The sequence below is a fragment of the Exiguobacterium sp. s125 genome, from assembly GCF_018618605.1.
GTDB lineage: Bacteria > Bacillota > Bacilli > Exiguobacteriales > Exiguobacteriaceae > Exiguobacterium_A > Exiguobacterium_A oxidotolerans.
Genome location: NZ_JACSMI010000001.1, coordinates 64,751 through 90,200 on the forward strand (window position 1 = coordinate 64,751; position 25,450 = coordinate 90,200).

The 25,450-nt window shown below is 48.4% G+C and carries 24 protein-coding genes; 19 read left to right on the top strand and 5 right to left on the bottom strand.

Annotated features, from left to right (window positions below):
- Positions 1-253: 253 nt before the first annotated feature.
- The gene (locus tag KNQ05_RS00305) at positions 254-580 is read left to right on the top strand and encodes a hypothetical protein (RefSeq protein ID WP_214804260.1); all 327 of its coding nucleotides are present in this window, start codon (positions 254-256) and stop codon (positions 578-580) included.
- Between the two features lie 3 nt (positions 581-583).
- Here KNQ05_RS00305 and KNQ05_RS00310 read toward each other — a convergent pair whose 3' ends face one another.
- Complete coding sequence (locus KNQ05_RS00310) at positions 584-1,465, bottom strand: helix-turn-helix domain-containing protein (protein ID WP_214804261.1); 882 nt, start codon at positions 1,463-1,465, stop codon at positions 584-586.
- Between the two features lie 381 nt (positions 1,466-1,846).
- On the opposite strand from KNQ05_RS00310, the gene KNQ05_RS00315 reads away from it, so the two are divergent.
- The 3 genes from KNQ05_RS00315 to KNQ05_RS00325 all read left to right on the top strand — a co-directional run bounded on the left by KNQ05_RS00315 (position 1,847) and on the right by KNQ05_RS00325 (position 4,308).
- Positions 1,847-3,058 carry a hypothetical protein gene (locus KNQ05_RS00315; protein WP_214768964.1) on the top strand — a complete coding sequence of 404 codons (1,212 nt, stop codon included), beginning with the start codon at positions 1,847-1,849 and terminating at the stop codon, positions 3,056-3,058.
- Positions 3,051-3,794 (top strand): hypothetical protein, encoded by a 744-nt coding sequence (locus KNQ05_RS00320; protein ID WP_088837894.1) that lies wholly within the window; start codon positions 3,051-3,053, stop codon positions 3,792-3,794. Before KNQ05_RS00315 ends, KNQ05_RS00320 begins: the two co-directional genes overlap by 8 nt.
- A gap of 196 nt (positions 3,795-3,990) precedes the next feature.
- Complete coding sequence (locus tag KNQ05_RS00325) at positions 3,991-4,308, top strand: hypothetical protein (protein ID WP_088837893.1); 318 nt, start codon at positions 3,991-3,993, stop codon at positions 4,306-4,308.
- 61 nt (positions 4,309-4,369) lie between these two features.
- On the opposite strand, the gene KNQ05_RS00330 is transcribed toward KNQ05_RS00325, so the two are convergent.
- Positions 4,370-4,789, bottom strand: coding sequence for a helix-turn-helix domain-containing protein (locus KNQ05_RS00330; protein WP_214804262.1), 420 nt, complete (start codon positions 4,787-4,789; stop codon positions 4,370-4,372).
- A 339-nt stretch (positions 4,790-5,128) separates the two neighbouring features.
- On the opposite strand from KNQ05_RS00330, the gene KNQ05_RS00335 reads away from it, so the two are divergent.
- Positions 5,129-5,626, top strand: coding sequence for a VanZ family protein (locus KNQ05_RS00335; RefSeq protein WP_214767039.1), 498 nt, complete (start codon positions 5,129-5,131; stop codon positions 5,624-5,626).
- A gap of 92 nt (positions 5,627-5,718) precedes the next feature.
- Complete coding sequence (locus KNQ05_RS00340) at positions 5,719-6,711, top strand: ATP-grasp domain-containing protein (RefSeq protein WP_214804263.1); 993 nt, start codon at positions 5,719-5,721, stop codon at positions 6,709-6,711.
- A gap of 330 nt (positions 6,712-7,041) precedes the next feature.
- Here KNQ05_RS00340 and KNQ05_RS00345 read toward each other — a convergent pair whose 3' ends face one another.
- Positions 7,042-7,800: a homing endonuclease associated repeat-containing protein gene (locus KNQ05_RS00345; protein WP_214804264.1), complete on the bottom strand. Its 759-nt coding sequence runs from the start codon at positions 7,798-7,800 to the stop codon at positions 7,042-7,044.
- Between the two features lie 31 nt (positions 7,801-7,831).
- Complete coding sequence (locus tag KNQ05_RS00350) at positions 7,832-9,121, bottom strand: O-antigen ligase family protein (RefSeq protein WP_251132054.1); 1,290 nt, start codon at positions 9,119-9,121, stop codon at positions 7,832-7,834.
- Between the two features lie 334 nt (positions 9,122-9,455).
- On the opposite strand from KNQ05_RS00350, the gene KNQ05_RS00355 reads away from it, so the two are divergent.
- The 13 genes from KNQ05_RS00355 to KNQ05_RS00415 are packed head-to-tail and all read left to right on the top strand — an operon-like array spanning position 9,456 to position 23,902.
- Positions 9,456-10,097, top strand: a complete 642-nt coding sequence (locus tag KNQ05_RS00355; RefSeq protein WP_251132218.1) for a YveK family protein — start codon at positions 9,456-9,458, stop codon at positions 10,095-10,097.
- 21 nt (positions 10,098-10,118) lie between these two features.
- Positions 10,119-11,981, top strand: a complete 1,863-nt coding sequence (locus tag KNQ05_RS00360; protein WP_214804265.1) for a polysaccharide biosynthesis protein — start codon at positions 10,119-10,121, stop codon at positions 11,979-11,981.
- Positions 11,982-11,993: 12 nt separating this feature from the next.
- A complete protein-coding gene (locus KNQ05_RS00365; RefSeq protein ID WP_214804266.1) occupies positions 11,994-13,256 on the top strand; it encodes an oligosaccharide flippase family protein in 1,263 nt (420 codons plus the stop codon).
- A gap of 13 nt (positions 13,257-13,269) precedes the next feature.
- Positions 13,270-14,562 carry a hypothetical protein gene (locus tag KNQ05_RS00370; RefSeq protein ID WP_088837885.1) on the top strand — a complete coding sequence of 431 codons (1,293 nt, stop codon included), beginning with the start codon at positions 13,270-13,272 and terminating at the stop codon, positions 14,560-14,562.
- Positions 14,552-15,589 (top strand): NAD-dependent epimerase, encoded by a 1,038-nt coding sequence (locus tag KNQ05_RS00375; protein ID WP_214804267.1) that lies wholly within the window; start codon positions 14,552-14,554, stop codon positions 15,587-15,589. Before KNQ05_RS00370 ends, KNQ05_RS00375 begins: the two co-directional genes overlap by 11 nt.
- Positions 15,579-16,928, top strand: a complete 1,350-nt coding sequence (locus tag KNQ05_RS00380; RefSeq protein WP_214767053.1) for a phenylacetate--CoA ligase family protein — start codon at positions 15,579-15,581, stop codon at positions 16,926-16,928. The genes KNQ05_RS00375 and KNQ05_RS00380 overlap by 11 nt, the downstream gene beginning before the upstream one ends.
- 12 nt (positions 16,929-16,940) lie before the next feature.
- Positions 16,941-18,284: a nucleotide sugar dehydrogenase gene (locus KNQ05_RS00385; RefSeq protein WP_251132458.1), complete on the top strand. Its 1,344-nt coding sequence runs from the start codon at positions 16,941-16,943 to the stop codon at positions 18,282-18,284.
- Positions 18,272-19,381 carry a glycosyltransferase family 4 protein gene (locus KNQ05_RS00390; RefSeq protein WP_088837881.1) on the top strand — a complete coding sequence of 370 codons (1,110 nt, stop codon included), beginning with the start codon at positions 18,272-18,274 and terminating at the stop codon, positions 19,379-19,381. Before KNQ05_RS00385 ends, KNQ05_RS00390 begins: the two co-directional genes overlap by 13 nt.
- Positions 19,382-19,396: 15 nt before the next feature.
- The gene (locus tag KNQ05_RS00395; RefSeq protein WP_088837880.1) at positions 19,397-20,017 is read left to right on the top strand and encodes a sugar transferase; all 621 of its coding nucleotides are present in this window, start codon (positions 19,397-19,399) and stop codon (positions 20,015-20,017) included.
- Positions 19,998-21,065 carry a lipid II:glycine glycyltransferase FemX gene (locus KNQ05_RS00400; RefSeq protein WP_214804268.1) on the top strand — a complete coding sequence of 356 codons (1,068 nt, stop codon included), beginning with the start codon at positions 19,998-20,000 and terminating at the stop codon, positions 21,063-21,065. The genes KNQ05_RS00395 and KNQ05_RS00400 overlap by 20 nt, the downstream gene beginning before the upstream one ends.
- Positions 21,062-22,216 (top strand): aminotransferase class I/II-fold pyridoxal phosphate-dependent enzyme, encoded by a 1,155-nt coding sequence (locus KNQ05_RS00405; RefSeq protein WP_251132457.1) that lies wholly within the window; start codon positions 21,062-21,064, stop codon positions 22,214-22,216. Before KNQ05_RS00400 ends, KNQ05_RS00405 begins: the two co-directional genes overlap by 4 nt.
- A 23-nt stretch (positions 22,217-22,239) precedes the next feature.
- Entirely contained in the window at positions 22,240-22,983 is a 744-nt protein-coding gene (locus KNQ05_RS00410; RefSeq protein WP_088837877.1) for a hypothetical protein, read from the top strand.
- A gap of 28 nt (positions 22,984-23,011) precedes the next feature.
- Positions 23,012-23,902: an LCP family glycopolymer transferase gene (locus KNQ05_RS00415; RefSeq protein ID WP_214804269.1), complete on the top strand. Its 891-nt coding sequence runs from the start codon at positions 23,012-23,014 to the stop codon at positions 23,900-23,902.
- Positions 23,903-24,697: 795 nt separating this feature from the next.
- On the opposite strand, the gene KNQ05_RS00420 is transcribed toward KNQ05_RS00415, so the two are convergent.
- The gene (locus tag KNQ05_RS00420) at positions 24,698-25,309 is read right to left on the bottom strand and encodes an AmiS/UreI family transporter (protein ID WP_251132058.1); all 612 of its coding nucleotides are present in this window, start codon (positions 25,307-25,309) and stop codon (positions 24,698-24,700) included.
- Between the last annotated feature and the right edge of the window lie 141 nt (positions 25,310-25,450).

Sequence of the window (25,450 nt, forward strand, 5' to 3'; positions counted from 1 at the left end):
TTGATGGATCAAGAACACAATAGGTATGAAGGAATATTCTAAAAAATCTATTTTTATACATATTTCCGACACAAAGGTGGATTAAATGTAAAAATTGCACAACTTTCGGGACGTATGACCCGCGACTAAAGTAATGAGAAGTGTAAATAATGTGCAAAATACGCATAATATTCGTATTCGAATATTTGGAGGGGGCCTAAGGTTATATGATGATATCAATAAGCCATATAAAAATATTAGGAGGTCATTAATCATGAACTTGAAAAATAAATTAGGTCTTGTTGTTGGCGCACTTACTTTAACTGCTTCAATCGGATTAGGGTCAATTGGTTCTTTAAATAAAGTAGACGTAGCAGGAAACAACCTACCGACAGAATTCTCAGTGAAGCGTGACGTGGCAGGAAACAACCTACCGACAGAATTCTCAGTGAAGCGTGACGTGGCGGGAAACAACCTACCGACAGAATTCTCAGTGAAGCGTGACGTGGCAGGAAACAACCTACCGACAGAATTCTCAGTGAAGCGTGATGTGGCGGGAAACAACCTACCAACAGAATTCTCTTATAAATACACTGTTTAAAAGTTACCTATTAATTTGAATGTAGCTTAGTTTATTTAATAAAATAATTTCTTTGTACTCTTTCATTCCTAGTAAATCAAAAAGTAAATATGCTTTTGTATAAGCATCTTTTATTTCAGTAAGATCTGCATTGCTAAATTCCAGTGCAGATGCTTTCTGAAATAATAATTGACCTAATAAAGACATATCTTTGAATCTTAAACTATCGAATATACCTTCTTCTATATATGTTAAAGCTTTTGAGATTTGATTCATGTCTAACAACATTTTAGAAAAATTGTATAGAATCCTTATTCTGTCAATCATTAATTCATCGTTATCAAAATTTAGCATTAGTAAATCTTTATAAACTGCTATTCCTCGTTTGAAGTTTTTATTTTCATAATAAAGTGTTGCGATTGCAGATTTTAAACGAATGAGCATTTTAGGAGAATAATACATCGTTGAATATACTTCAGAAAGTTTTTGCAGTTCAACGATGCATGTTCGATAATCGATTTTTTCTAGTCTATAGGCACATAGGTGAAAGTAATATTTGTAAAGTAGCGTGACTTCTTCTGAAAGTGAGTACTTGTTTAGTTTTTCTTTCGATTCATTGAAAATAATTTCGTATTCGAGATTTCTAAACTTCATGAGTAATGAGTCATCTAGAGTTCTTAAAGAATTATATTGTTCGGTATGATCTAAAAAAACGGTAATCGGAACTTGTAATCTCCGAGATAACGCAAACAACAAATCAACCGTCGGTGAATGTGTGCCGCTCTCAATCTTACTGATTTCCGCTTGGCTACAAATCCCGTTCGCTAGATCCTTCTGCGTCAAGTTATGCTTCTTGCGAAGACGGCGAAGGGCGAGGCCAATCTGGGGTGACGTGAATTGATCCATGGGTTCGGTCCTTTCTATCAAGTGGATTCGACTACGTGTCTATCTCCTTATTATAGAAGTGATGCCCGGACAAAACCAACTTTTTACTGTGATAATTCGTCAACGATTTTGATTATCCATTCTAAACGGAAGAAAGGGGTATTTCCTATGAATCTCATTTTTAAAGAATCGCGACGTACGATTTCATCTTGTGGCTGGTGTTTAAACGCTTCTACGGTTACGGTCGCACCCTTGGCTAGTCGGGAGATGGAACGCGTCAAACCGGTGACGAAACGTCGCACTAAAACATCTTAAAAAAACGTCCATTAACGGCGTGGCTTCATTCCGTTCGTTACGGTTTGAAGCCATTTTTTTACACACTCAGATGAAAGGAGAATGAACATGATTGGACTTACTGTACTCGCTGAGAGTGAAGGCTGGCTCCACCAGCTTGAACCGACAGCGGACTTCATCGCTTTTTGTCAGTCGCATCGTTTTTCGTTCGATCATTACGATTACAATGTGCACACGTTTCTTGATTTACTGGATTATATGGATTTTCAAGAATTTGAACACTATTTGTTCATTCTTCGGGGGACCGGCGAACGGACGATGCGACTCGTCGCCTATCTTCAACAACGGATGCTGCATGTCCAGTTTCATTTGATTAATGACCGGGGGGACGTTTTGTTTGGGGATCCGTATTTTTTAGACGGCATCACGGTACCGTTCGAAGAACCGCTCGCTGACTCACAACCGATTGCCTTACAAGATGCCTTGATGTCTTTATTCACAGGTGTCTATCCGGACGCGACGTCCCGTCATCCGCAACCACTCCGGCATATTTACGCAGAAGAGACGAGTCTACTGAATTCCATCAATCCGGCACTATTCGATCAGATGACGATCAACAGCTTACTGTACATCGACCAACCAACACGGCACGATTTACCGGTCATTGAACTGATGAGCCGCGTTCCGGTCTTGGTCGCCTTCTCGGATACCCTGTCGTTCGACATCAAGGCACACCTTGCCGTCGTCAGTCGAACGGCAATAGAAGCTGCCTTCGAAACGTGGCAGACGACGAGCCGCGTACCGAACCCGGGACACTATATGGGGATTCTCGATTATGCGACACTCACCGGGATGACCGTGTCTCATCGGCTATTTATTTTTAAAGACGGCGTCTGTGCAGATTACGGAAAACAAATCTGCTTGAGCGGGCTTGAAGAGATTGATATTTGTCAGTTGCGTCATCGTCAACGGGAGACATTCGCACCGATCGCGCCACACCTTCAGCTCGCATTGTATCCTTTACTGTATCAGCTGGCCTCGGCCTTCTTGACCGAAAGTCAGTTTGTCACTCCATATACCCAGTTGGATTTACCTCGGACGCCCGGAAAGCTCGGTCCCTTGACGATGATTGGCATTCAAAATCGCGAAGGGGCATTCGTGTTCGAACTGACGACGAACCAGCTGTTTGAAACAGATGAAGTCTTTTTATGGATTTTAGAAGCCGATCAAAAAGACCGGTTCGATGTATTGCCGGAACGCCTCGGTTCTGATTATGAAACAGCCATTCAAGCCTATAAGGAGTTGATGTATCATGGGTGACGTACCACTCTTTGGACCATTTTCACGAAAAGGAAGTTATTCGAGAGTGACCGTGCTCGATGATTTCAACGCAGATAACCGTTTCATGCGTCTGCATCAGGAAACGATGCAACTGGCAGAAATCGATGAATTGACATTTTATCGCCGGTATTTAAATCGGAATGACCGTGTCCTCGTTTATGGAACGTTTGATCCGGGCTTGTTCAACACGTTATCTGAGGAAGGATATGATTTGTATCTCGTCGAACCGGAAGCCGGCCGATTGAATGGAATTTCTTCACGGTTTATGCATAAAGTATACGGTCTTAGTTATGATTTAATCGACGCTGTCGGGTATGAAGCATTTGAGAAGCTGATTTTGCCTGGGACGACGGTTGCCCGGTATTCACGCGGCGAATTACTGTTATTTTTCCGAAACATCCGCCAGCTTCTGACGACAGATGGTCAACTGTTAGTGAATGTTCATAATGCCAAGCATTTAAAGCAACAGACGCAACCGATCGCTTCAAAACGTGTAAAGGACTGTGCTCTATTCTATGGACAGAAGGTGGAGGGGGAGCGGTTGATACTAAATCTTTATCTGAAATCTGATCAGGATGAGAAAGTCAGTTATGCTGTCGAGCATCTCTATGAACCAACCACTCTCTTTGAATTCGCGAAACTATCGAAATATGCAGGACGTACTCTATATGCAGGGAAAACCGTACACATCTTAGAATTTGATAAATTAGGATGAATTTTAACAGGGGGCAGATTAATAATCTGCTCCCTTGTTTTTGTTTAAGGATTAAAGTACGGATTAGACTTTTTAATGAAGAATGATTAAAAAAATATTTTAAATATTAGTTTGAATGGGTCTAAAGTCAGGGTATTATTTAAACTAGTTCATCACTTAGGGGCAGCCATCATGAAATTCGGAGGATCAATACGTTATGGATAAAAAAATGGCACAATCACGGACTATACAAGCCAGCTGTTTTGAATTCATCTCTACCTTATTTCCGGAAGAAACGTTTCAATTCATGGAAGAGCAAACCTTTCCGGATGCATTCGGTCAAATCGGCACATATTTGACGTTTAAATCGAAGGAGCGGGAACTAAAATTTAGCTTCGTTGAACAAGCCCACCAAAAGTTCGAGCGGGTTTTTCTTGCGGAAAAGAGTAAAGAGTCTTCTTTTTTTAGTCGTTTGTTAGAAGCCACATATGAAGAGGAAACATTATACATTCATCATATCGTCAAACCGGATTGAACTAAAAAAACACGATGAGAAGTGCACGGGAATAGTTCCTGTCTACTTCTCATCGTGTTTTTTAGACTTCGATTGATTCGAGACCTTGCTGTAGGGCTTGATTGACCGAGACAGCCATCTCTTCACGGACTTCATGTGATAGTAACCGACCGTTAAAGTAAACTTCATTCGAGAGTGTAAGGTGAACGAGTATATCTTCGAGGACAAACTTAAAGTCGATTGGTTTCGATGGTTCGAGCGATTGGCTCATGAAATCACTAAGGGTCGGATGCTGGACGTGCTCTGGATCAACCAAATCAATCACAGTCGTGTTGAGGGCGATGGCGAGCCGTTCAAGTGATTGCGTGCTTGGCATCCGTTGTCCACGTTCATAGGCAGAAATCGAGGTCGTCGATTCACCGCATCGCTCAGCGAGATACTTTTGTGTATACTTATGCTGTTTTCGTAGTTGCATGATTTTTTTCCCGAGAGCTCGGTTCATGTTATAGGTTGTCAGACGCTCAAGACGTTAGTCAGGAGAGGGACATCCTTCACCTCCTTTTTTAGAATGTAATCGATTTATCGGTAGAGCAGCTAATGATAAAGCTTATGGTCTGTGAAGCTCAACTCCTACTTTTAACGGTACTGCTATAGTACTAAATAACCACTTCGACTATATCGCAAACCTATCAAATGTAAAAAAAAGTTTTTTAGTAATTCAAATTACATAATTATGTAACTGAAAGGGTCTCTAGACAGTAGTTGTTCCATTGATTCACTGAGAAATTCAAGAAGAACTCATGGTATTCTAGAAGCGTATTGAATAAGGAGGACGAGTTATATGCGTAAAATCCCTTGGTCCGGTTACATCACCTTGGCTATTCTAATTATTTTATTTATTTCGAGTTCGATGCCGTATGAAGAGCAATCTTTAAAGCCCGGGCTGTCCCGTTATTTTAATTTGGATTTTGTGGAGGCGTTTCGCTTCATCTCATTTGATTATCACGGAGAAGTCAGTGTTGAAGCGCTTGGTGCATCCGGTTTTGTCGAATTCTTTATTCGAAAAGCAGCGCACTTATCGATTTTCATGGTACTCGGATTTGCCTTGGTCGACTTGACCGTTCGCTTGTTGCGTCCTTATGTATTGGCGGGTTTATTCGCCTATACGTTGGCAATCACGATTGCTGTCTTTGATGAATTCCATCAAATTGTAACAGGCGGACGAACCGGGTTGATTCAGGATGTCTTATTAGATGGTACAGGTGCGTTAATTGGTATTGTATTGTATCGATTCATTCGGAGAAAACGTCGAGCGGAGCAACTGATTAGACTGTCTTGAGACTTTTGTCTCAGTTCAACGTTTTTTTGGAAGGAATCTTGTCTAGTAAAAGCGAATCCTTTGGGAACATCATACAAAAAGGAGGGGACAACATGAAGAGACCTCATCTGTTGATTACGAGTGCAGGTCGTCGTGCGAAGCTGGTCGAATACTTCGTTCAGGAGTTTCAGGAGGGGGCGGTCAGCGTCGCAGACTGTAATCCACTTGCACCGGCACTCTATATGGCACCGAACTACCATATCGTCCCGAAGATTGATCAGCCGGATTACATCGATCATTTATTAGAATTGTGTCAACGTGAGCAGGTGACGGCATTGTTGTCGTTAATCGACCCTGAACTCGAGTTGCTCGCGACAGCGACGGAACGGTTTGCAGCAATCGGTGTCACGGTCATCGTTTCTCCGCCATCGGCGTGTCTGCTTTGTTTTGATAAGTACGCGATGTTCGAGCACTGTACCTTACAAGGCATCCCGCATGCGAAAACGTATCATGCCCTCACGTCGTTTCGTGAAGCGGTCGCACTCAAGGAAGTTGGTTTTCCAGTCTTCGTCAAGCCACGCAATGGGAGTGCGAGTATCGCCGTAAGACGCGTCGAGACATTAGAAGAAGTCGAACGATTATTTGAACAGAGCCCCGGCTTAATCGTGCAGGAATTTCTTGATGGGCCTGAACTCGGCGTCGATGTCTACGTCGATCTACTGTCTCATGAAGTCACGTCCATCTTCATCAAAGAAAAATTGGCGATGCGAGCCGGAGAGACGGATAAAAGTCGCTCCGTCCTCCGGACCGATGTATTCGAACTCGTCGAGCACGTCCTCGCCGGTTCTGGACTGGTCGGTCCGCTCGATTTCGATATTTTCGATGTCGACGGAACGCTCTACTTATCGGAAATCAATCCCCGCTTCGGCGGCGGGTATCCCCATGCCTATGCATGTGGTGTCAACTTCCCCGCTCAAGTCTGGCGCAATTTATGCGGGCTCGTCAATCAACCGGATATCGGTCACTATCAGGAAAACCTCTACATGATGAAGCACGATACGCTGACGCTCGTATCGGCGGCACAGTTTGAACAAACGAAATACTAAAAAGACGGAGGATGGCTCCTACGTCGTTCCGAAATCTTAGTGATGGAAGCGCGAACTGATTGTATCTCGATATCGCATGTTCACGCGTCATAAGCGTGAGCATGCTGAAAGCGAATCTTTGAGCTGTGCCGTAAGGAAGAAAATTCATGCAGATATTTAAACGCGTGTTCCGTCCCGCATATAAAATAAAACGCCGATGTTTCCGTTTTTCCTACGGAGCCATCGGCGTTTTCGATGCGTCTTTTCTCGTTCCTGATGTCTTGATGCGTCTTTACGTTATACATACGAAAGCTTTGATTTCTTTTGAGCCAGCCCCGTTTTTAAATGGAATTATGAGAGCGAGACACGGGAACGCTTGAGGCACTGAACAGCGGACGTCCAGCTTCCGAAGAGGGCATTGATCGTCGAAGTGCTCGGGACAGATTTTCCTTCAGCCCACTTCCGGTAATGGATGATGTTGAAGGAAGGAAGTTCAGCTTGCGCTTGTTTTAAGGCGCTGAGAACATCTTCTTCGACCCATTTCCGGCGGGGAGGCGCGATATCAAGGCACGCGAGGGCATCGACCCACGAGCCGTATTTTCGGGCAATCGTCGCGACCGTCGGATGCCCATTTTCTTGCGCCCAAATCGAATAGGTTTGGGTCGTCAGACGCGGGAGGACGTCCGATGCTTCGAGGAGCGCATTGATGATGCGTTCTTCCGTCATGCAGACGGAGCGTGTCATCTCGATATGTGCTTCCTCAAGGGCCCGTGACCATGACCCGAAACGAAGGTTGATTAACGTTAAGGAAGGACCCTGTTTCGCTTTCGCCCATTCACGATAACTGTTGCTATGAAACGGATGAAGGCGGTTCGAGGCTTCTTTGATGAACGTCAAGATTTCTTCATCGGAAAAGTAGGGACGAATCGATGAAAGTCCTGCTGCATGCAACGCTTCGCGCCATGAACCGAAGACGTTGATGATCGTCGTGATCGAAGGTACTTCTTTAGTACTGGACCAGCGGGCATATGTTTTAGCGTCTAACGCAGGTGAAGCAAGACTTGCCTCGACCAAACTATCGATCACTTGTTGTTCTGTCCATTTCTTCATGATGTCATACCCCTTTCGTGTAGGTGTTCGTCTAGGTGTGGGTACTGTCTGTTGGTGTGTCGCGACGGAATGTCGCGTATGCGAGTAGACTGAGCCAGATGAAATAAAAGCCGCCCGGTCGAATCAGGATGCTTTCTGTAAACTGAAGCAACAACAACCAGAAGATGAGCAGTAGAAGTGTGAGCGACTCGACGTCGTCAAAACGATAATTCCGAATTAAACGAAACAAGATGAAACTAAAACATAACACGTAGAGGAGTAACCCGATGATGCCGAACTCATAGAGGAAAACGATCGGCGTACTGTGAAACGTGTAAAGGGTCTCTTCTCCCAATTGCTCAAATAAGCCGGTCGTTGCGGCGCCAAAACCATGACCGACCCAAAAGCGATCTGCTGAAGCTGCGAGTCCCGCCTGCCAAAGATCAAGGCGACCATTCAAACTGACTAAATGGAGGAGGAGTCCCGGCTTTAGCGACAGGGCGCCAAACACAATTGCGATTCCGGTGATGTAACAGGCGCTGACCTGAAGACGTAGTCGCCGCGAAGGTAACAATAGAACGGTCGTCAATAAAGTGAGTAGAAAAAAAGAATAAATGCCCGTTTGCGAAGCACTTGCCAACAGCCCTCCGCATATCAATGCCAGCGAAACGCCAAAGAAGAAGAGACGGCGCCAGGCACTCGTCGTGATGGAACGGAGGACCGCAATCCAAGCAATCAATCCACCAGGAACAAGCCAAGCAGCAAATGCGTTCGGATTGTTCGTCAAGCTGGCTAAGCGTAGAAAGCTACCTTGCTCCCCGACATAGAGTTGTGGAAGCGCGATCGGACCAATCCGTAACCACTGCAAGTTGTCGATTGGGATGTAGGATTGTCCAAACGAGACGAGCAGGGCGTAACTCGCTAAAAATAGTGCCTGATAAAAGAGGATGAGAAATAAGAACCGGTGCCAGTGAGTGAAAAGCGGAGAAGAGAGTGATAGGACGATGATCAGAAACATCCATGTCGTCAAAAGAAAGAAGAGTGAAAAAGGTGCATCCGTCGCGGGACGAGAGAAAAACAAGACAGTGTGTAATGTCAAATAACTCAAAAAGACGAGGATGAGTCGATGCGAACGAGACCGAAACGGAAAGTATAACGGACGGGACACGATATAAAAAATGAGAAAGAGTAACGGGTATAAAAAGACGGTCACGACGTTCCAATGCTCCGGTAAGACTTCATCCGTAAAGCGTAACGGACGCGTCCACAAATCAATCGTCACAAATAGCAATAGGATGAATAAGGCAATCGATTCAGGTATATTGACGGATTTTAACATCATTTCTAAAGTCTATCCACCCTTCATATAGGACTTATTACCGATTATGTGACTTCTTAATCATCAAATTGGTATTTACCCGTAAATAAACGATATTTATGCGGATAAGATGAATGTTTTTGAAGGAACGACGATTATTTTTCTGTGAATCGTCTTTTTTTCGTGAAACGATATTTTTCGATGATGTAATGATACGCATGCACAACGACTACTGAAAAAAAACTAATCATTTCCACCAAGCTCTAATTGTTTTGGTAGTCGTTTGGAAATAAGGTGAAGTCATAACCAATGACCCTCCGACGTTCAAGGTAAGAAAGAGGTGAACCATGTGAATACCATGCATCAAAAAAGAACATTCGCAGACCACTTGATGACATTGAAAAAGGGCTGGTGGATCCTCATCGTCTGTGCCATCTTGTTTGCGGGTGCCGGTTACCTGATCAGCACGTACGTCATTAAACCTACGTATGAAGCAACAGCTTACATCCTCGTCGTACCGCAAAAGAGTAGTGACACGACTTCCTCGACGTCACTCGTCAGTACCTATCAAGATATTCTTCGGAGTCCGGAAGTCGTCGATCAAGTCGCCCAAAAGATGGGTGTGACCGATAAACGGCTATTCGATTTAACCGATCGCTTGACGGTGTCGAGTAACCTTGATTCTCAAGTCATCGCCTTATCGATTACAGATGGATCAGCTGAACAAGCTGCCATCCAAGCGAACACGATGACAGAAGTGTTCCAAGATTACTTGCCTCAGTTGATTGATACGAGCAGTACGGAAGTTTTCTCGACGGCACGGATTCCGACGAAACCGATGTCTCCGAACATCTTGATGAACACGGCGATCGGCGGTGTACTCGGGTTGATGTTCGGCTTACTAATCGTCTATTCCCGTGTACTAGGAAAGAAGTCAGCAACTGAATCAACGAAAGATGATGCATCCTATCCACAAGCCGTCAGCCGTCCACACTCATGATTCGGGGAAGGAGGAGCAGTCATGCAAGCACCACCATTGCATCAGTATCGTCGCCATATGAAAATCGGACTTTTACGCGGAGTCGACGCACTGATTATCGCCGCCGCAACCGTCGTCACCTTCTACTTCTTCAATCCCCTTCACCTTACCGTTCAGTTCGATTTACGGAATGCGATTGAAATCGCATTGATTCAATGGGTCGCCCTAACACTCGTCGCCCACTGGATGCGCTTTTATCAAATCGTTTGGCGTTATGCGAGTTTGAGGGATTTAGGTGTCCTCCTGTTTGTCGTCGTCGCCAGCAGCTTTGTCTTACTCGGACTCGAGTATGCCTTGTTCGACTTCGCCGTCGAGCGCGCCGTCTTCCTGCAAACGGGACTTGTCCTGAACGGTATCTTATTTGTCCGCTTAGCGATTCGCGGACGGACGCTTCAACTGAAACGGGACCGGACGCTCGGTAAACGCACGTTAATCATCGGGGCCGGAGCTTCCGGACAGATGATTACGAAAGAGTTAAAGCAGAAAAAAGCGCACATCTTGAACGTCGTTGGTTTACTCGACGACCTCGCAGAACTCAAAGGGATGCGCATCCACGGCGTCCCCGTCATCGGAACGATCGAGCAACTCGAATTCATCATCGAAGAACAGAAAATCGAAGCGGTCGTGCTCGCGATTCCTTCCTTATCCTATACGGAGCGGGTCGCTTTACTCAATCGCATCAAACAGACGAAGGTCGAAGCCCACACGTTACCGATGCTCGTCGAACTGGCGTCAGGAAAAGTATCAATCAATCAAATCCGCGAAGTCTCCATCGCTGACTTGCTCGGTCGTGAACCGGTCGAACTCGACATCACGGAAATCGAACGAAGCGTCAGCGGGGCGACCGTCCTCGTGACTGGAGCCGGTGGATCGATTGGCTCAGAGATTTGTCGTCAGTTGATTAAATTTAAGCCCGACCGGCTCATCCTCCTCGGACATGGCGAGAACAGCATCTACTTGATTCGCCGGGAGCTCGAATGTATGACCGATGGTACGGTCCTTCATTCCGTCATCGCGGACGTTCAGGATTTAGAACGACTGAATGAAGTCATGGGACGGTTCGAACCGGATCTCGTCTATCATGCGGCAGCCCATAAGCACGTCCCGTTGATGGAAGATAATCCACGCGAAGCCGTCAAAAATAATATTTACGGGACACGCAACGTCGCGCTTGCGGCGGAAGCAGCACACGTCAAACGATTCGTCATGATCTCGACTGATAAGGCCGTCAATCCGACGAGCGTGATGGGGGCGACGAAACGGATTGCCGAGATGGTCATCCAGCAAATCGCCCGCAACAGTGAAACGACGTTCGCCGTCGTCCGTTTCGGAAATGTACTCGGCAGCCGTGGTTCCGTCATCCCGCTCTTCAAGGAACAAATCGCAAAAGGCGGACCGATCACCGTGACGGACCCGGCGATGACGCGGTACTTCATGACGATTCCGGAAGCGAGTCGGCTCGTCATCCAGGCAAGCGTCCTCGCAAGCGGAGGAGAGGTGTTCGTCCTCGACATGGGAAAACCGGTCAACATCACGACGCTTGCGAAAAATTTGATTCACTTGAGCGGTTTTACGGAAGAACAGATTCCGATCGTCTACAGCGGCATTCGAAAAGGCGAGAAGCTTTATGAGGAGTTGCTCGCAGAAGAAGAAGTCCATGACGAGCGGGTTTTCGAGAAAATTCTAGTTGGGAAGACCCGGCCCTTCGGCTCCGTCGAACCGTATCTTCGGGAAATCAATCGTTGCCTCGACGATGAAGAGGCGCTTCGGACGTACCTGCTCGGTGCGACGAATGATAGCCGCCCGGTCGCGATGCCAGAAGTCGTCCGGATCGCGCGAGAATGAGAGGTGAGATAAATGAAAGCACCGCGGCAGTTATCACGCTTTAACTTGATTTTCATTGCCGATACGGCCTATTCCTTACACCAATGGATGATTTTGACGCTCTTAATCAAATGGAGCACGCCACTCAACATCGGTTATTTCAATTACGCTCTCGCCTTGACGGCACCGATTGTCATGTTCTGTTGGCTCAATGCCAGCACGATTTTGACGGCGGAACGGGCTGGGCTGAAGAACTTCACGCTTTTCATCAAAACACGGTTCTTCCTCTTGACGCTCGGTGTGTTCGTCTTACTGATCGTCTATTATTTCTTCGGTGAAGCGGATATCTTACTGTTGACGTTACTCGTTTATCTCAATAAATACATGGAATCGTTCGCCGATCTCTCGTACGGCTTCCTCCAAGGACACATGGCGTTCAAAGAAGTCGCGTTATCGAAGATTTTCAGAAGTCTGATCAACGTCTCGGGTGCAGCCTTGATCCTCTTTACGACTCATTCGATTCACGGATTCGTCCTCGCGATGATTGCTGGGAACTTAATCATGCTGATCATCTACGATTTACCGACCGTCCGCCGGATTGGACAAGGGTTTGAAAATATCACGATGAGCGATCGCTACCAAACGGGCCGGCAATTGTTTTTCAAGGCCGTCCCGCTCGGATTTGTTGCCTTACTCGTTGCCTTGAATGCCAACATCCCGCGTCTCTTCGTCGGTCAAACCATCGGGACGGAAGAACTCGGTTACTACGCGAGTATCGCTTACTTACTCGTTTTAGGTAGCTTGTTCATCCACTCGCTCGTCGCCGTTCTCTTACCAAATTTTTCGTCAGAGACGGGCGAACGACAAAGTCTTCCGGCACTCCGGAAGCTGACACGCTCGATGTTGCTGATGACAAACGCGGTCGGTGCCCTGTTGATCATCGGGGCCATCTTCTTCGGAAAATGGGGGTTGACGATTTTCTACAATGCTTCATTCGTGCAGTACCATACGATTTTCGTCTTGATGATGGTCGCTTCGCTCTTTTTCTATAATTCGACCGTCATCCAAGCGTTACTAACGGGATTCCAGCAATTTCGTATCCAGACGCTTGCGATTTTCGGAAGTGTCGCCGTCAATCTGATTGCCTGCAGTTTCTTGATTCCACTGTATGGGTTATACGGTGCGACGACGGCTTATGCGTTATGCGCCGTCACACAAATCGTCTTGTTGGTGCCAGCGCTCTACCGGGCGCTCTATCCGCGGAACTTGCCGCTCGCGATTGAACAAAGTAGCTAAAGGAGGGAAAAAGATGCGGCCGATCCTCATTCTACTGATCATCGAAGCATTGCTCAGTCAACTGTTGCGGCCGCTCTTTTCGACACCGGAAAGTTATATCACGTTGATGCTAGTCGGCAATTCCATCTTGATGCTCTGGTATTTGCTCAAAAACTCGGAGACGACGCCATTATTTCTCGTCTTCGTCACCGCCTTCATCGTGCGTCTCGGATTGATGTTCGTCGATCTTGAGCTGTTTCGGCTCCCGCCACACAGTGGGGATGATACGGAGGCGTTCCATCTCGAAGGGCTGCAAATCTATCTCGATCCAGCGATGTTCAACGAAGTCGTTCGCGGAAGTTACTCGAAGTTCCTCGGCATCTTCTATCTTGCATTCGGACCTGAACGGATCTTGGCACAATACTTTAACGTCATCCTCGGCGTCGTCGCCGTCGTCATTCTCGCGAAAACGCTTCGGCTGCTCGGTCTGCCGATGCGGGTCGTGTTCCTGTCGACGCTGTTATTTGCCTTCTTCGCCCAAGGATTGTTGCTTTCGCCGATCCTGTTACGCGATCAACTCGTCGCACTCGGTATTGTCTATACGCTCTATTACATGGTGCGCTGGACGATGGATAAGTCGGGTACTTCCTTGGCACTGGCCTACCTCGCTTACTTCGTCAGTACAATTTTCCATTCCGGTCTCGCGATTGGAATCGTCGTCTTATTGGTTTATTTCTCCTTTTATAATCATGCGACCGGTCGGATGGATTTCGAAGCTTCCAAAGTACAGCGGTTGGTCATGCAAGTCCTGATCGTCGGCTTCATCGTCTACAGTTTTCAGGATGTCTTGTTCGCAAAATTCACACACGTCTCGGAAAACGGTCAATTGTTTAGCGGGATGAGTTATGACCGTGGTGGATCGGCTTACTTGAACGGGTTGACTGTCACGGGACCACTTGACATGATTCTCTATTCACCGCTTCGGATGATTTATTTCCTCTTCTCACCGTTCCCGTGGCAATGGTCCAGTGTGACGAACATCGCCATCTTCTTCTTCGACGCCGCCGTTTATCTCCTGCTGTTCGCACTGACAATCCGGCACTTCCGCTATTTGAAACACCATCCTTACGCTGCTGTTTTATTGTTCATGTTGCTCCTCTTCATCGTCAATGCACTCATCTTTGGTCTTGGGACAGGAAACGTCGGAACGGCAATCCGTCACCGCTACAAATTGTTTCCGATGCTCCTGATCGTCTACACATCGATTCATTATATTCGCTACCAGGCGCTTCACCACTTTGAGGAGGTCGAACAACGTGCAGAATAAAACGATTTTAATCACCGGTATCGCAGGGTTTATCGGGTTTCATGCCGCTCGTCGATTTTTAGCGGAAGGGTACCGTGTCATCGGACTCGACGAAGTCAACGATTACTACGACCCGGCGTTGAAAGAGGCGCGCTTAGTCGAACTCGATCCGAGACGCTATACCTTTTATCGTGTATCGCTCGAGGATACAGCAGCCGTCGACGCCATCTTCGCGAAGGAACAGATTGATCTCGTGCTTCATCTCGCAGCACAAGCGGGTGTCCGCTACAGCATCGATCGACCGGACGTCTATATCACATCGAACATCGTCGGCTTCCTGTCGATTCTCGAAGCTTGTCGCCATCATCCGGTCGAACAACTCGTCTATGCCTCTTCCAGTTCCGTTTACGGCTCGAACACGAAGATGCCTTTCGCCGTGACGGACGCGGTCGACCATCCGCTCAGTCTCTATGCCGCTTCCAAAAAAGCGAACGAGTTGATGGCCCACACCTACAGCAGTCTATACGGCATCAAAACGACGGGGCTTCGATTCTTCAGCGTCTATGGTCCGTGGGGACGCCCGGATATGGCGTTGTTCAAATTCACGGAAGCAATCGCGAACGGTCAACCGATCGATTTATACAACTACGGTGAGATGGGACGCGACTTCACCTATGTCGACGACATCATCGAGAGCATCTATCGGTTGTTACAGACAGAGCCGGTCGCTGATCCGTCCTTTGATAAAGCGGCGCCACAGCCAGACCGGAGCTTCGTTCCATACCGGGTCTTCAACATCGGCAGTCACAGTCCGATTCGCCTGAACGAATTCGTCGCCTTGATCGAACGGCGGCTCGGGAAGACGGCGATCAAACATGGTATGCCGCTCCAGGCAGGAGACGTCCCGGAAAGCTTCGCTGACGTCACGTCGTTATTCGAGACGATCGGTTACCGGCCACGGACGACGGTCGAAGCTGGCGTCAATGCATTCATCGATTGGTATGAACGTCATTACCAGCTGAAGGAGGAGGTCCAAGATGGCGCTTAAGGAAGATCTTTATTATAAGTCTCCGATATTTATTCAGAATATTTTGACATCCATTTATGGCAAAAAGCTGATGCATGAACGGTACGGGGCCCGTTATGAACAAAAACTGATGCAATTACGCGAAAAAGACCGGTCGCTTGACTATCGCGTCGAACAACTTGAACGTTTGAATGCGTTTCTCTTGTTCGTGCACCAGCATACCCCGTACTACCGGGAGCTGTTTCGACAGCTCGACATAAAACTTCCGCTGACGTCACTCGATCAGTTGGCGCTGATTCCGGTCCTTGAAAAAGAAACGTTACGGCAGCAAAACGACGAATTCATGTCAGAAGTCGACGCGCCTGTCCGAGGACGGACAGGCGGAACGAGCGGGAAGTCACTCCAGGTTGCTTTCATGCGCGAGGACATTCAAGAACGAATGGCACATCTCGATTACTTTAAGGAACAGCACGGGTTTTACGGCGGGATGCCACGGGCTAGTTTCACAGGACGGACCTTGACGGCAGTCGATCAGAAAAAGCCGATCTTTTGGCGGATGAATCGTCCGCTCAATCAATTGCTGCTCTCGATTTTTCATATGAAAGAAGAAAACTTTCCCGCCTATATCGAGGAATTGAATCGTTTCCGACCAGTCGCGTTAGACGGGACGCCGACGGCGATGGTCGAAATCGCCCGTTATTTACTCAAAAATAAGATTCGACTCGATTTCAAAATCGTTGCCATCTTTCCGACGTCAGAAACAGTGACAGAAGAAATGCGATCGATTCTTGAGGAGGCATTCGTCGCACCGGTCTTCGATCAATACGGTTCGTCAGAAGGCGCTCCGATCATTTCTGAATGCACGCACCGGAAGCTGCACCTGCACCACGAAACAGGCATCATCGAACCATACGGACCGGATGGTGAAGTCGTCGTGACGTGTTTTACGACACGCGGGACCCCGCTGATCCGTTACCGGATTGGTGACCGCATGACCCTCAGTCATGAGACGTGTGGATGTGGATTGAACGGACCGGTCATCGCCTCGATAGACGGACGGGGGACAAGTTTCATCGTCAGTGAGAAGCGGGGCAAAGTCTTTGAAGGTGATATTACGACGATTGCCCGCGAATTACCAAACTCGGTCTTACGACTTCAAGTCGAACAATACGCATTCAATCGTGTCACACTGCGTTACATTCCAGACAATCAGCGTTTCCAACCGAAACATGAAAAGATTTTATTGAACGAGATGCGCAAATTGCTTGGACCGGATATGTTGATTACGCTCGAGTCCGTCGAACAAGTTAAACAAGAACCGAATGGAAAAACATTGATCATCAAACAGTCGATGAAATAGGAGGAGTCCATCATGAATAAGGCAGTCAAACACATCACAGATACGACAGCAGCCGAAACACGATCACTTCCCATCGCCAACCGTTCAATTGCCGTCGTCGGCCTCGGCTACGTCGGTCTCCCGGTCGCCATCGCTTTCGGTGAAAAGACAGGTGTCGTCGGTTTTGACATTAAAGAACAGCGCATCCAGGAACTTCGTGAAGGAGTCGATGCGACGCTCGAACTGACACCGTTCACTTTAAAAAATGCGGACGTCAATTATGTAACGGATGCTGCGGCACTTCAAGCGAGTGACTTCATCATCGTCGCCGTACCGACACCGATTAATGCGCAAAATCAACCGGACTTGACGCCGCTCTTACGGGCGTCACAACTTGTCGGACGCCAGCTTAATAAAGGCGACATCGTCGTCTACGAGTCGACCGTCTATCCGGGGGCGACGGAAGAAGATTGTATCCCGGTCCTTGAAGAATCTTCGGGTCTTAAAGCAGGCGTCGACTTCTTCGTCGGTTACTCACCGGAACGGATCAATCCGGGGGATCATGAACATACGTTCAAGACCATTAAAAAAATCGTTTCAGCACAGGATAAAAAAACGCTCGATGTTGTCGCAGAAGTGTACGAAGCCGTCATCGAGGCGGGGGTCCACCGGGCATCATCGATCAAAGTCGCAGAAGCGGCAAAAATCATCGAAAACACGCAGCGTGACTTAAACATCGCCTTGATGAACGAACTTGCCATCATCTTCGACCGGATGGACATCGATACGCTCGAGGTCCTCGAAGCAGCAGGGACGAAGTGGAACTTCCTTCCGTTTCGACCAGGTCTCGTCGGAGGACACTGCATCGGGGTCGATCCGTTCTACTTGACGATGAAGGCTGAATCGCTCGGTTATCATCCGGAAGTCATCCTTGCCGGGCGACGCATCAACGATACGATGGGGCGCTTCATCGCGACGTCACTCGTCAAAAATCTAATCAAACAAAACATGCCGGTCCTCGGCGGACGCGTTACTGTCCTCGGTCTTTCATTCAAGGAGAACGTCAGTGACATCCGGAATTCGAAAGTCGCGAATTTAATCAAGGAGATCGAAGAATTCGGAATTGAAGTCCAAGTGACCGATCGCCTTGTCTCGAAGGATGAAGCGAAACGCGAATACGGAATCGATTTGCTCGACATGACAGAGCTTAAACCAGCCGACGTCATCATCTTCGCCGTCAGTCATGAAGAGTACGTTGAAGGAAACTGGCTACTCGCGAAACACTTACTCAAAGTGGGGCGTGGTGTCGTCGTCGACATCAAAGGGATGCTCGCACCAGCTGAAAAACCGGAAGGGGTGCACTTATGGCGTCTTTAAGAATTCTCCAAGTTTGCGCGCTTGATACGACAGCTGAAACGATGCTGCAACCGTTACTGCTTGCGCTGCGCGACGCAGGGCACGATGTCGGGATTGCCTGTGCCGACACGGGAGCCTCTGACAAGCTGGCAGCACAAGGCTTTGCGATGCATGATATTCCGATCGAACGGAAAATTGACTGGACGAGTAATTGGAAGACGGTCCGCTCGATCGTTCACATTTTAAAGACGGGTCGCTATGACGCCGTCCATGTCCACACACCGGTCGCGGCAGCGCTCGGACGGGTCGCAGCGAAACGAGCGGGGACGAAGCATATCGTCTACACGGCACACGGCTTTTACTTTCATGAAAAGATGGGACGGGTGACGTATCAATTGACCTATTCCGTCGAAAAATGGCTCGCCCGTTTCGCGACGGATTACCTCCTGCTCCAAAGCGGGGAAGATTATGAACTGGCAAACCGGAAACGTTTTAAGGCGACGAAACGGTTGATGCATTTAGGGAACGGTATCGATTTAACCCGATTCTATCCACAGGCGCGGCAAGGAAACGAAGCTTTCACCTTCCTGTTCATCGGACGGATCGTCGAGGAAAAAGGAGTGCTCGAACTTCTGAATGCTTTTGAAAACGTCGTGTCGCAAGACCCGGATGTCCGCTTGATCATCGCCGGTGAAATGATGGAGAGCGAACGGGATCAAACGACGAAACATCGTTTCCTCGAACGTCTACGCGAGATTCCGAATATCGAGTATCGAGGGTTCGTTGAAGATGTGCCACGACTTTTACAACAAGTCGATGCCTTCGTCCTGCCATCGCACCGAGAAGGGGTCCCGCGCTCAATCATCGAGGCGATGGCGACGGCGAAACCGGTCATCGCAACGAACATCCGCGGCTGCCGGGAAGAAGTCATCGATGGCACGACCGGTTATTTAGTCGAAGTCCATGATGAAACGCAGTTGGCAGCAAGAATGACCGATCTTGTCAAACACCCGCAACAGGCGTCAGAGATGGGCCGGGCCGGATTCGAACGGGCAATGAAACATTTTAACGAAGCTGATGTCATCAAACGACAACTCGATCTCTTTTCGACTATGTAAAAGGAGGAAGTCATCATGAAACGGACATTCGATTTCACAATCAGCCTAGTCGCGATTCTCATCTTACTCCCCGTTTACCTGTTCGTCGCCTTGTTCATTTATACGAAGCTCGGTCGACCGATCTTCTTCAATCAAGTTCGTCCTGGTTATCACGGACAGTTATTTAAAATTTATAAATTCCGGACGATGTCGAACGAGACGGATGCGGATGGCCTCTTACTCCCAGACGAACAACGGATCCCGCACGCGATGGAATGGATTCGGCGGCTCAGCCTGGATGAAATCCCACAATTTTTCAATATCGTCCGCGGTCAGATGAGTTTCGTCGGACCGCGTCCGCTCCTCGTCAGTTACTTGAACCACTATTCGAAAGAGCAGATGACGCGGCATGATGTGTTGCCTGGACTAACCGGTTGGGCGCAAATTCATGGGCGGAACGCGACGACGTGGCAAGAGCGGCTCGAACAAGATCAATGGTACGCGGCACATCAGACGTTTCGTCTCGATCTCTATATTCTCATGAAGACAGTAAAAATCGTCGTCTCCTCAGAAGGGAACTCGACGGAACATCAGACGGGGATGGGCGAGTTCAAAGGACTTGACGGAGGTGTTCCCCATGATGTCGCTAAGCGATGAACGACTCATCCATGATCCGACCGAATGGGACGCACTCGTCAGTCAGTATCGCCTCGATTGTTATTACGAACATGCCTACTTCGCACTTGAAGAAGTAGGAATCCCGGAAATGTTCTTCTATCCGACAGAATTCGGGACATTGATCTACCCTTATTTGAAACGACCAATCGATGGAACGTCATATCACGACATCACGACACCCTACGGATACGGGGGACCGATTTTCGTTGGGCTTTGGTCACTCGATCAAATCCGCGAAGTCCGTCAACGTTTTCTCGACTATTGTCGTGCGGAACAGATCATCACCGAAACGATTCGGTTCCATCCACTCTTGCAAAACGTCGAACTGGGAAAGCATTGGTGCCGTTCGACGCAGCGACTCCAAGCGACCGTGACGGTGGAGCTGACGGATTCATATGAAGCGATTCTCGGTGGCTTTTCAAAAATGACACGGCGCAATGTACGAAAAGCAGTCCGGGAAGGCGTCACGATCCGTGTCGCCGCACCGACAGATTACGAGAAATTTAAACACCTCTACCGCTTGACGATGGATAAGCACGAGGCAGCACCACGGTATTACTTTACGGATGAATACTTTAAACAGCTGTTATCAGGAACACTCGACGCCGAAGTATTGGTTGCAGAATTAAATGGTCACATCATCGCCGGGTGCATCGTCTTATATGGAAGTCGTTTCGCCCATTATCACCTCGGGGCGTCCGATCCGAGCCAGTTAAAGGTTCGGCCGAATCAGTTGTTATTCGCAGAGATGATGCGACGTGCAAAGGAGAAAGGTATGGTTGCGATGCATCTTGGTGGCGGCACTTCACAAGATGCATCAGACAGTCTTTTATTATATAAACGTTCCTTTAGTGAAGGAGCGCATACGTTCTTTTCGATCGGAACGTCGATTCTTGACGAAGTGGCGTATGAACAATTGAATCGGACGTTTTTAACGCAGTACCCGTCAGCGAACGATTGTAAGTGGTTTCCCGTCTATCGCACACCGATCCGTCACTTGTCATCAAGAGGGGAGGAAACATCATGAAGCAAATCCCACTATCGATCCCGCACCTCAGTGGCCAAGAAGCACGCTATGTCACGGAAGCACTCGAAACGAACTGGGTTGCACCACTCGGACCGAACGTTGAAGCCTTTGAAGCGGGGATGCGCGCATATACCAAAACAGAGGCCGCCCTCGCGACAAGTAGTGGAACGGCAGCGATTCACCTCGCCTTGGCGACACTCGGTGTGACGACGGGCGACGATGTTTTCTGTCAGTCGTTGACGTTCGTTGCTTCCGTCAATCCGATTCGTTACGTCGGTGCCCGTCCTGTCCTGATTGATTCGGAAGAGGAGACGTGGAATATGTCACCCGCGGCACTCCGGCGAGCCATGATTCAAGCCGCGACACGCGGACGCCTGCCGAAAGCCGTCATCGTCGTCCATTTATACGGGGTCGTCGCAAAGATTGAAGAGTTGAGTGCGATTTGCGCCGAGTATGACGTTCCGTTGATTGAGGATGCAGCCGAATCACTCGGTTCGACGATCAACGGTCGAATGACTGGGACATTCGGGACGTTCGGAATTTATTCGTTCAACGGTAACAAAATCATCACGACATCAAGTGGCGGAATGCTTGTCGCAAACGATCCGCATTTGATTGAACGGGCGTTTTATCTCTCGACGCAAGCTAGGCAACCGGTCCTTCATTATGAACATACAGAAGTCGGGTTTAATTACCGGATGAGTAATGTCTCAGCCGGCATCGGACGCGGACAACTCGAAGTCATCGAAGATCGCGTCGCGGCACGCCGGAAAATCTTTCAGCGATATACGCGGGCTTTCGACATGCTCGACGCCACACAGTACCAAGCAGAGGTTGAAGGGAGTCGCGCCAATCGCTGGTTGACGGCTTTGACATTACCGGGAGGAATGGAACAACGGGATCAATTGATCATCCGCTTACAACAGAATCACATCGAGTCACGACCGGTCTGGAAACCGATGCACTTGCAACCGGTCTACCGGGATGTCCCGTTCATTACAAGTGACGGGATTGATGTCAGCGGTCGCTTGTTTGCTGAAGGACTTTGTCTGCCGTCCGCCTCACAGATGACGTTTACGGAACAAGCACTCGTGATTCGCTCCGTTCGTCAAGGTATTGTTGAGGATGTTCGACGCAACGTTCGGCTATGAATGTGTGGGAGGGAGACATCGTGATGAGCGATCTGGAGGAAGCGATCGAAGCACTCCGTCTCGCTGCGAACGGGAAGAATGAACTGACGGCAAATACCTATTTTCGTTGGCAACTGAATACCCAGTATCCGACCGTCGCGGAAATCCTGATGTTATTTGGATCTTGGCAAATCGCGCTGGAACGCGCTGAAATCGGGCAAATCCGAGTGGTTTATACAAAATCCGACATCATCGAGGCATTACGAGCGGCGAAAGCGGAACTCGAACCATTCACGAGTGCGACATATCGTGAGTGGGCGCAACGGCATCAGGCGCCGAGCTTGACCGATATCGTCCATCAATTCAACTCGTGGCAGCAGGCATTATCAGAAGCAGACATTTTGAAGGAACGGGTCCAGGAGATGGAACGTCGGATCATCGAATCATTACTGGAAGCACAGGAAGCATTACCTACATTAACGAGTCAAGCCTATACGAAATGGGCGGTCGGAAAAAATCGGCCGACGGTAGCGACAATCGCACGACGGTACGGTTCATGGACGAATGCGCTAGAAATCATCGGCATCGAACTTCCGCGAAAACGGTGGACGGAAGAGGAAGTATTGCTCGTGTTAGGGCGAGCCAGATACGAGACGGAGCATTTGACGATTGCGAGCTACCAACGTTTTAGCGAAGGACAGGACGTACCGAGTATTGGTGTCATCACATCCCTGTTCGGGAGTTGGAGCAATGCAATCATGGTGCTTATGAACCAACAAGATTCGTAAATCGACTTGATTCGAAGGGGATGGAGATATGAAAAAATGGAAGTGGATTGTCTTGACCGTCATTGGCATCGGACTGCTCGTTCTCTTCGGATCAGGTGGGTATGTCTACCATCAAGCGAGTCAGACGCTCGAAGACGTCCAGTTGCCGGTCGAGGCAAGTGTCGAAGCGATTGAAGCGATCGAACAAGAACGAACGATTTCCTTTCTCTTGCTCGGGATCGACCAGCATGGAGATGAGGCGGGACGGAGCGATACAATCATCGTCGCAACGATTGATCCTGCGAGTGGGGAAAGTAAGATGCTCAGCATACCTCGTGACTTGAAAACAGAAATCATCGGAAATGGCTCACGCGATAAAATCAATCATGCCTATGCTTTCGGGGGGCCTGAAATGGCAATCGATACGGTCGAGAACCTACTCGATATCCGAATCGATTACTTTGCTGAAATCAATCTCGAGGGTTTTACAGATCTTGTTGACGCAGTTGACGGTGTCCGTGTTACGAACGACATCGATTTTTCGTATTACGAGATGCAGTTTCCGGTAGGGCAGCTCGACTTGAACGGAAAAGAAGCGTTGGCCTATGCACGGATGCGCTACGACGATCCTCGAGGAGACTTCGGTCGTCAAATCCGTCAACGTCAAGTCGTTCAGGCTGTCGCAGACAAATTGACGTCAGATTTTTCGCTCAGTCGCTTTAACGACGTACTCAGCGTGCTCGGTGAAAACGTCAAGACGAACGTTCCGTTTCCAGTCGTCCGGAAAATTGCGTTAGACTACCGTGATGCTTTGAAGAACGTCGAGACGTTATCGCTCGAGGGAAGTGGTGGAATCGAGTCGGATCAGATTTATTACTGGCATCCGACGGCGGAGTCACTGAAAGAGGTGCAAACGAGTTTGCAACAATCGTTGAGATAGAGCGGGGTTTTAAAGTGAACGGTGTCTGGGTTTTTGCTTGGGGTCAAGACATCTTCCGAATCGGAAAGTGGAGTTAAGTGGCGGGAGAAATCGTAGTAGATCGATGCAAGTGGTACAAAAGATCCTTGCTTCCCGTGCTTTCCTCGGGCGAGGCGCAAGCCGTTGCTCCTTTCCCTTACAGGTCAAGGGGCAGGGTCTCGCCTGCCTCTGACAGCGCAAGTCACCTTGCGCTTATGTCACGATGAAGCAAATCTTTTTAGCTTTCCGAATAAAAGGAGACCTTACGAACCAAAAAACGTAGTTGATCAATGTAAATGGTGCGAAAGATTTTTGCTTCCCGTGCTTTCCTCGGGTGAGGCGCAAGCCGTTGCCTCTTGCCCTTACAGGTCAAGGGGCAGGGTCTCGCCTGCCTCTGAAAGCACAAGTCACCTTGTGCTTTTTCCCGTAGGAGTCACGATGAAGCAAATCTTTTTAGCTTTTCTGATAGAAGGAAACACTAGAAAGACTGTGATGCGTCGCGTTTCCTGACACGAATCGCTTTCGAGCGAAAGAGCAAGAAGGAGCGACCCTGCAGTGAAACGAAGCGGCGCGAAAGCTTGCCGCTCGGAGACGATTCGGGAAGAGAATGCGCGACGAAAAACGCGAATACCTTACGAACCAAAAAACTTGCCGCTCGGAGATGATTCGGGAAGAGAACGCGCGACGAGAAACGCGGATATCTTACGAACCAAAAAACGCGCTATTCCCTGTAAGCGTCAAGGGAACAGCGCGTTTTGTAGTAGCATGTGTCGGACATCATGATTGGACAGGTCGGCGAAGCGGCGACAATTTCAAGGCCGAGTAAACAAAGTAGAGAACGGTCACGATGGCAGCTGCGCTCCATAACAGTTGGTAGCTGCTTCCTGCCGTACCGAAACGAAGTCCGACGAGTGCAGGTACGATCAACGTCAACCAGCTGAGGACGAGTGCGACGCGTGCCGTCAATGCATCGACATTGCGGTTCAGTCCCATTCCGATGAAGAACATCGACCATAAGAGTGTCCAGAACAACCACGTCGTTCCGCTCATCCAGTCGCCTGCGCTAAAGCTGACGCCGGCATAGAAAAATGCAGCGATGGCGACGAACAGGGAAAACCAGCCGACGCCGCTCCCGTCGAGTCCGAAGATGAACGTGATGCCGACATACAGATACGTAAAGGCAAACAAATAAATGCTCGCATAGCCGAACGTCAAGATCGGATCACCTGCTGCACCGATGACGAGCAACGTCGCAACGAACGTTTGTAGTAATCCTGTCAACAAACTGAAGACACCGGCACTCTTTAAATCAACTTTTCCAAACAAGGACAAACTATTTAAAAAGAGCGCAACGCCCCCAAATAATAAACTTACATTTCCCACGGTCATACCTCCATTGAGACGTCAGACGTCTGATTGTGCTTTAACCATATGATGAATTCGCTTCCAATGCAAGTGAAATTTTAAACGGAATCAGAACAAAAAAATCCCCTAGAAGCGTTTCCGAAGAAAGTCTCCTAGGGGACGGGC

Bases quoted from the DNA above. Each gene is read 5' to 3' on its own strand.
- KNQ05_RS00305 (WP_214804260.1), top strand. From the start codon at position 254: ATGAACTTGAAAAATAAATTAGGTCTTGTTGTTGGCGCACTTACTTTA.
- KNQ05_RS00310 (WP_214804261.1), bottom strand. From the start codon at position 1,465: ATGGATCAATTCACGTCACCCCAGATTGGCCTCGCCCTTCGCCGTCTT.
- KNQ05_RS00315 (WP_214768964.1), top strand. From the start codon at position 1,847: ATGATTGGACTTACTGTACTCGCTGAGAGTGAAGGCTGGCTCCACCAG.
- KNQ05_RS00320 (WP_088837894.1), top strand. From the start codon at position 3,051: ATGGGTGACGTACCACTCTTTGGACCATTTTCACGAAAAGGAAGTTAT.
- KNQ05_RS00325 (WP_088837893.1), top strand. From the start codon at position 3,991: ATGGATAAAAAAATGGCACAATCACGGACTATACAAGCCAGCTGTTTT.
- KNQ05_RS00330 (WP_214804262.1), bottom strand. From the start codon at position 4,789: ATGAACCGAGCTCTCGGGAAAAAAATCATGCAACTACGAAAACAGCAT.
- KNQ05_RS00335 (WP_214767039.1), top strand. From the start codon at position 5,129: ATGCGTAAAATCCCTTGGTCCGGTTACATCACCTTGGCTATTCTAATT.
- KNQ05_RS00340 (WP_214804263.1), top strand. From the start codon at position 5,719: ATGAAGAGACCTCATCTGTTGATTACGAGTGCAGGTCGTCGTGCGAAG.
- KNQ05_RS00345 (WP_214804264.1), bottom strand. From the start codon at position 7,800: ATGAAGAAATGGACAGAACAACAAGTGATCGATAGTTTGGTCGAGGCA.
- KNQ05_RS00350 (WP_251132054.1), bottom strand. From the start codon at position 9,121: ATGATGTTAAAATCCGTCAATATACCTGAATCGATTGCCTTATTCATC.
- KNQ05_RS00355 (WP_251132218.1), top strand. From the start codon at position 9,456: ATGCATCAAAAAAGAACATTCGCAGACCACTTGATGACATTGAAAAAG.
- KNQ05_RS00360 (WP_214804265.1), top strand. From the start codon at position 10,119: ATGCAAGCACCACCATTGCATCAGTATCGTCGCCATATGAAAATCGGA.
- KNQ05_RS00365 (WP_214804266.1), top strand. From the start codon at position 11,994: ATGAAAGCACCGCGGCAGTTATCACGCTTTAACTTGATTTTCATTGCC.
- KNQ05_RS00370 (WP_088837885.1), top strand. From the start codon at position 13,270: ATGCGGCCGATCCTCATTCTACTGATCATCGAAGCATTGCTCAGTCAA.
- KNQ05_RS00380 (WP_214767053.1), top strand. From the start codon at position 15,579: ATGGCGCTTAAGGAAGATCTTTATTATAAGTCTCCGATATTTATTCAG.
- KNQ05_RS00385 (WP_251132458.1), top strand. From the start codon at position 16,941: ATGAATAAGGCAGTCAAACACATCACAGATACGACAGCAGCCGAAACA.
- KNQ05_RS00390 (WP_088837881.1), top strand. From the start codon at position 18,272: ATGGCGTCTTTAAGAATTCTCCAAGTTTGCGCGCTTGATACGACAGCT.
- KNQ05_RS00395 (WP_088837880.1), top strand. From the start codon at position 19,397: ATGAAACGGACATTCGATTTCACAATCAGCCTAGTCGCGATTCTCATC.
- KNQ05_RS00400 (WP_214804268.1), top strand. From the start codon at position 19,998: ATGATGTCGCTAAGCGATGAACGACTCATCCATGATCCGACCGAATGG.
- KNQ05_RS00405 (WP_251132457.1), top strand. From the start codon at position 21,062: ATGAAGCAAATCCCACTATCGATCCCGCACCTCAGTGGCCAAGAAGCA.
- KNQ05_RS00410 (WP_088837877.1), top strand. From the start codon at position 22,240: ATGAGCGATCTGGAGGAAGCGATCGAAGCACTCCGTCTCGCTGCGAAC.
- KNQ05_RS00415 (WP_214804269.1), top strand. From the start codon at position 23,012: ATGAAAAAATGGAAGTGGATTGTCTTGACCGTCATTGGCATCGGACTG.
- KNQ05_RS00420 (WP_251132058.1), bottom strand. From the start codon at position 25,309: ATGACCGTGGGAAATGTAAGTTTATTATTTGGGGGCGTTGCGCTCTTT.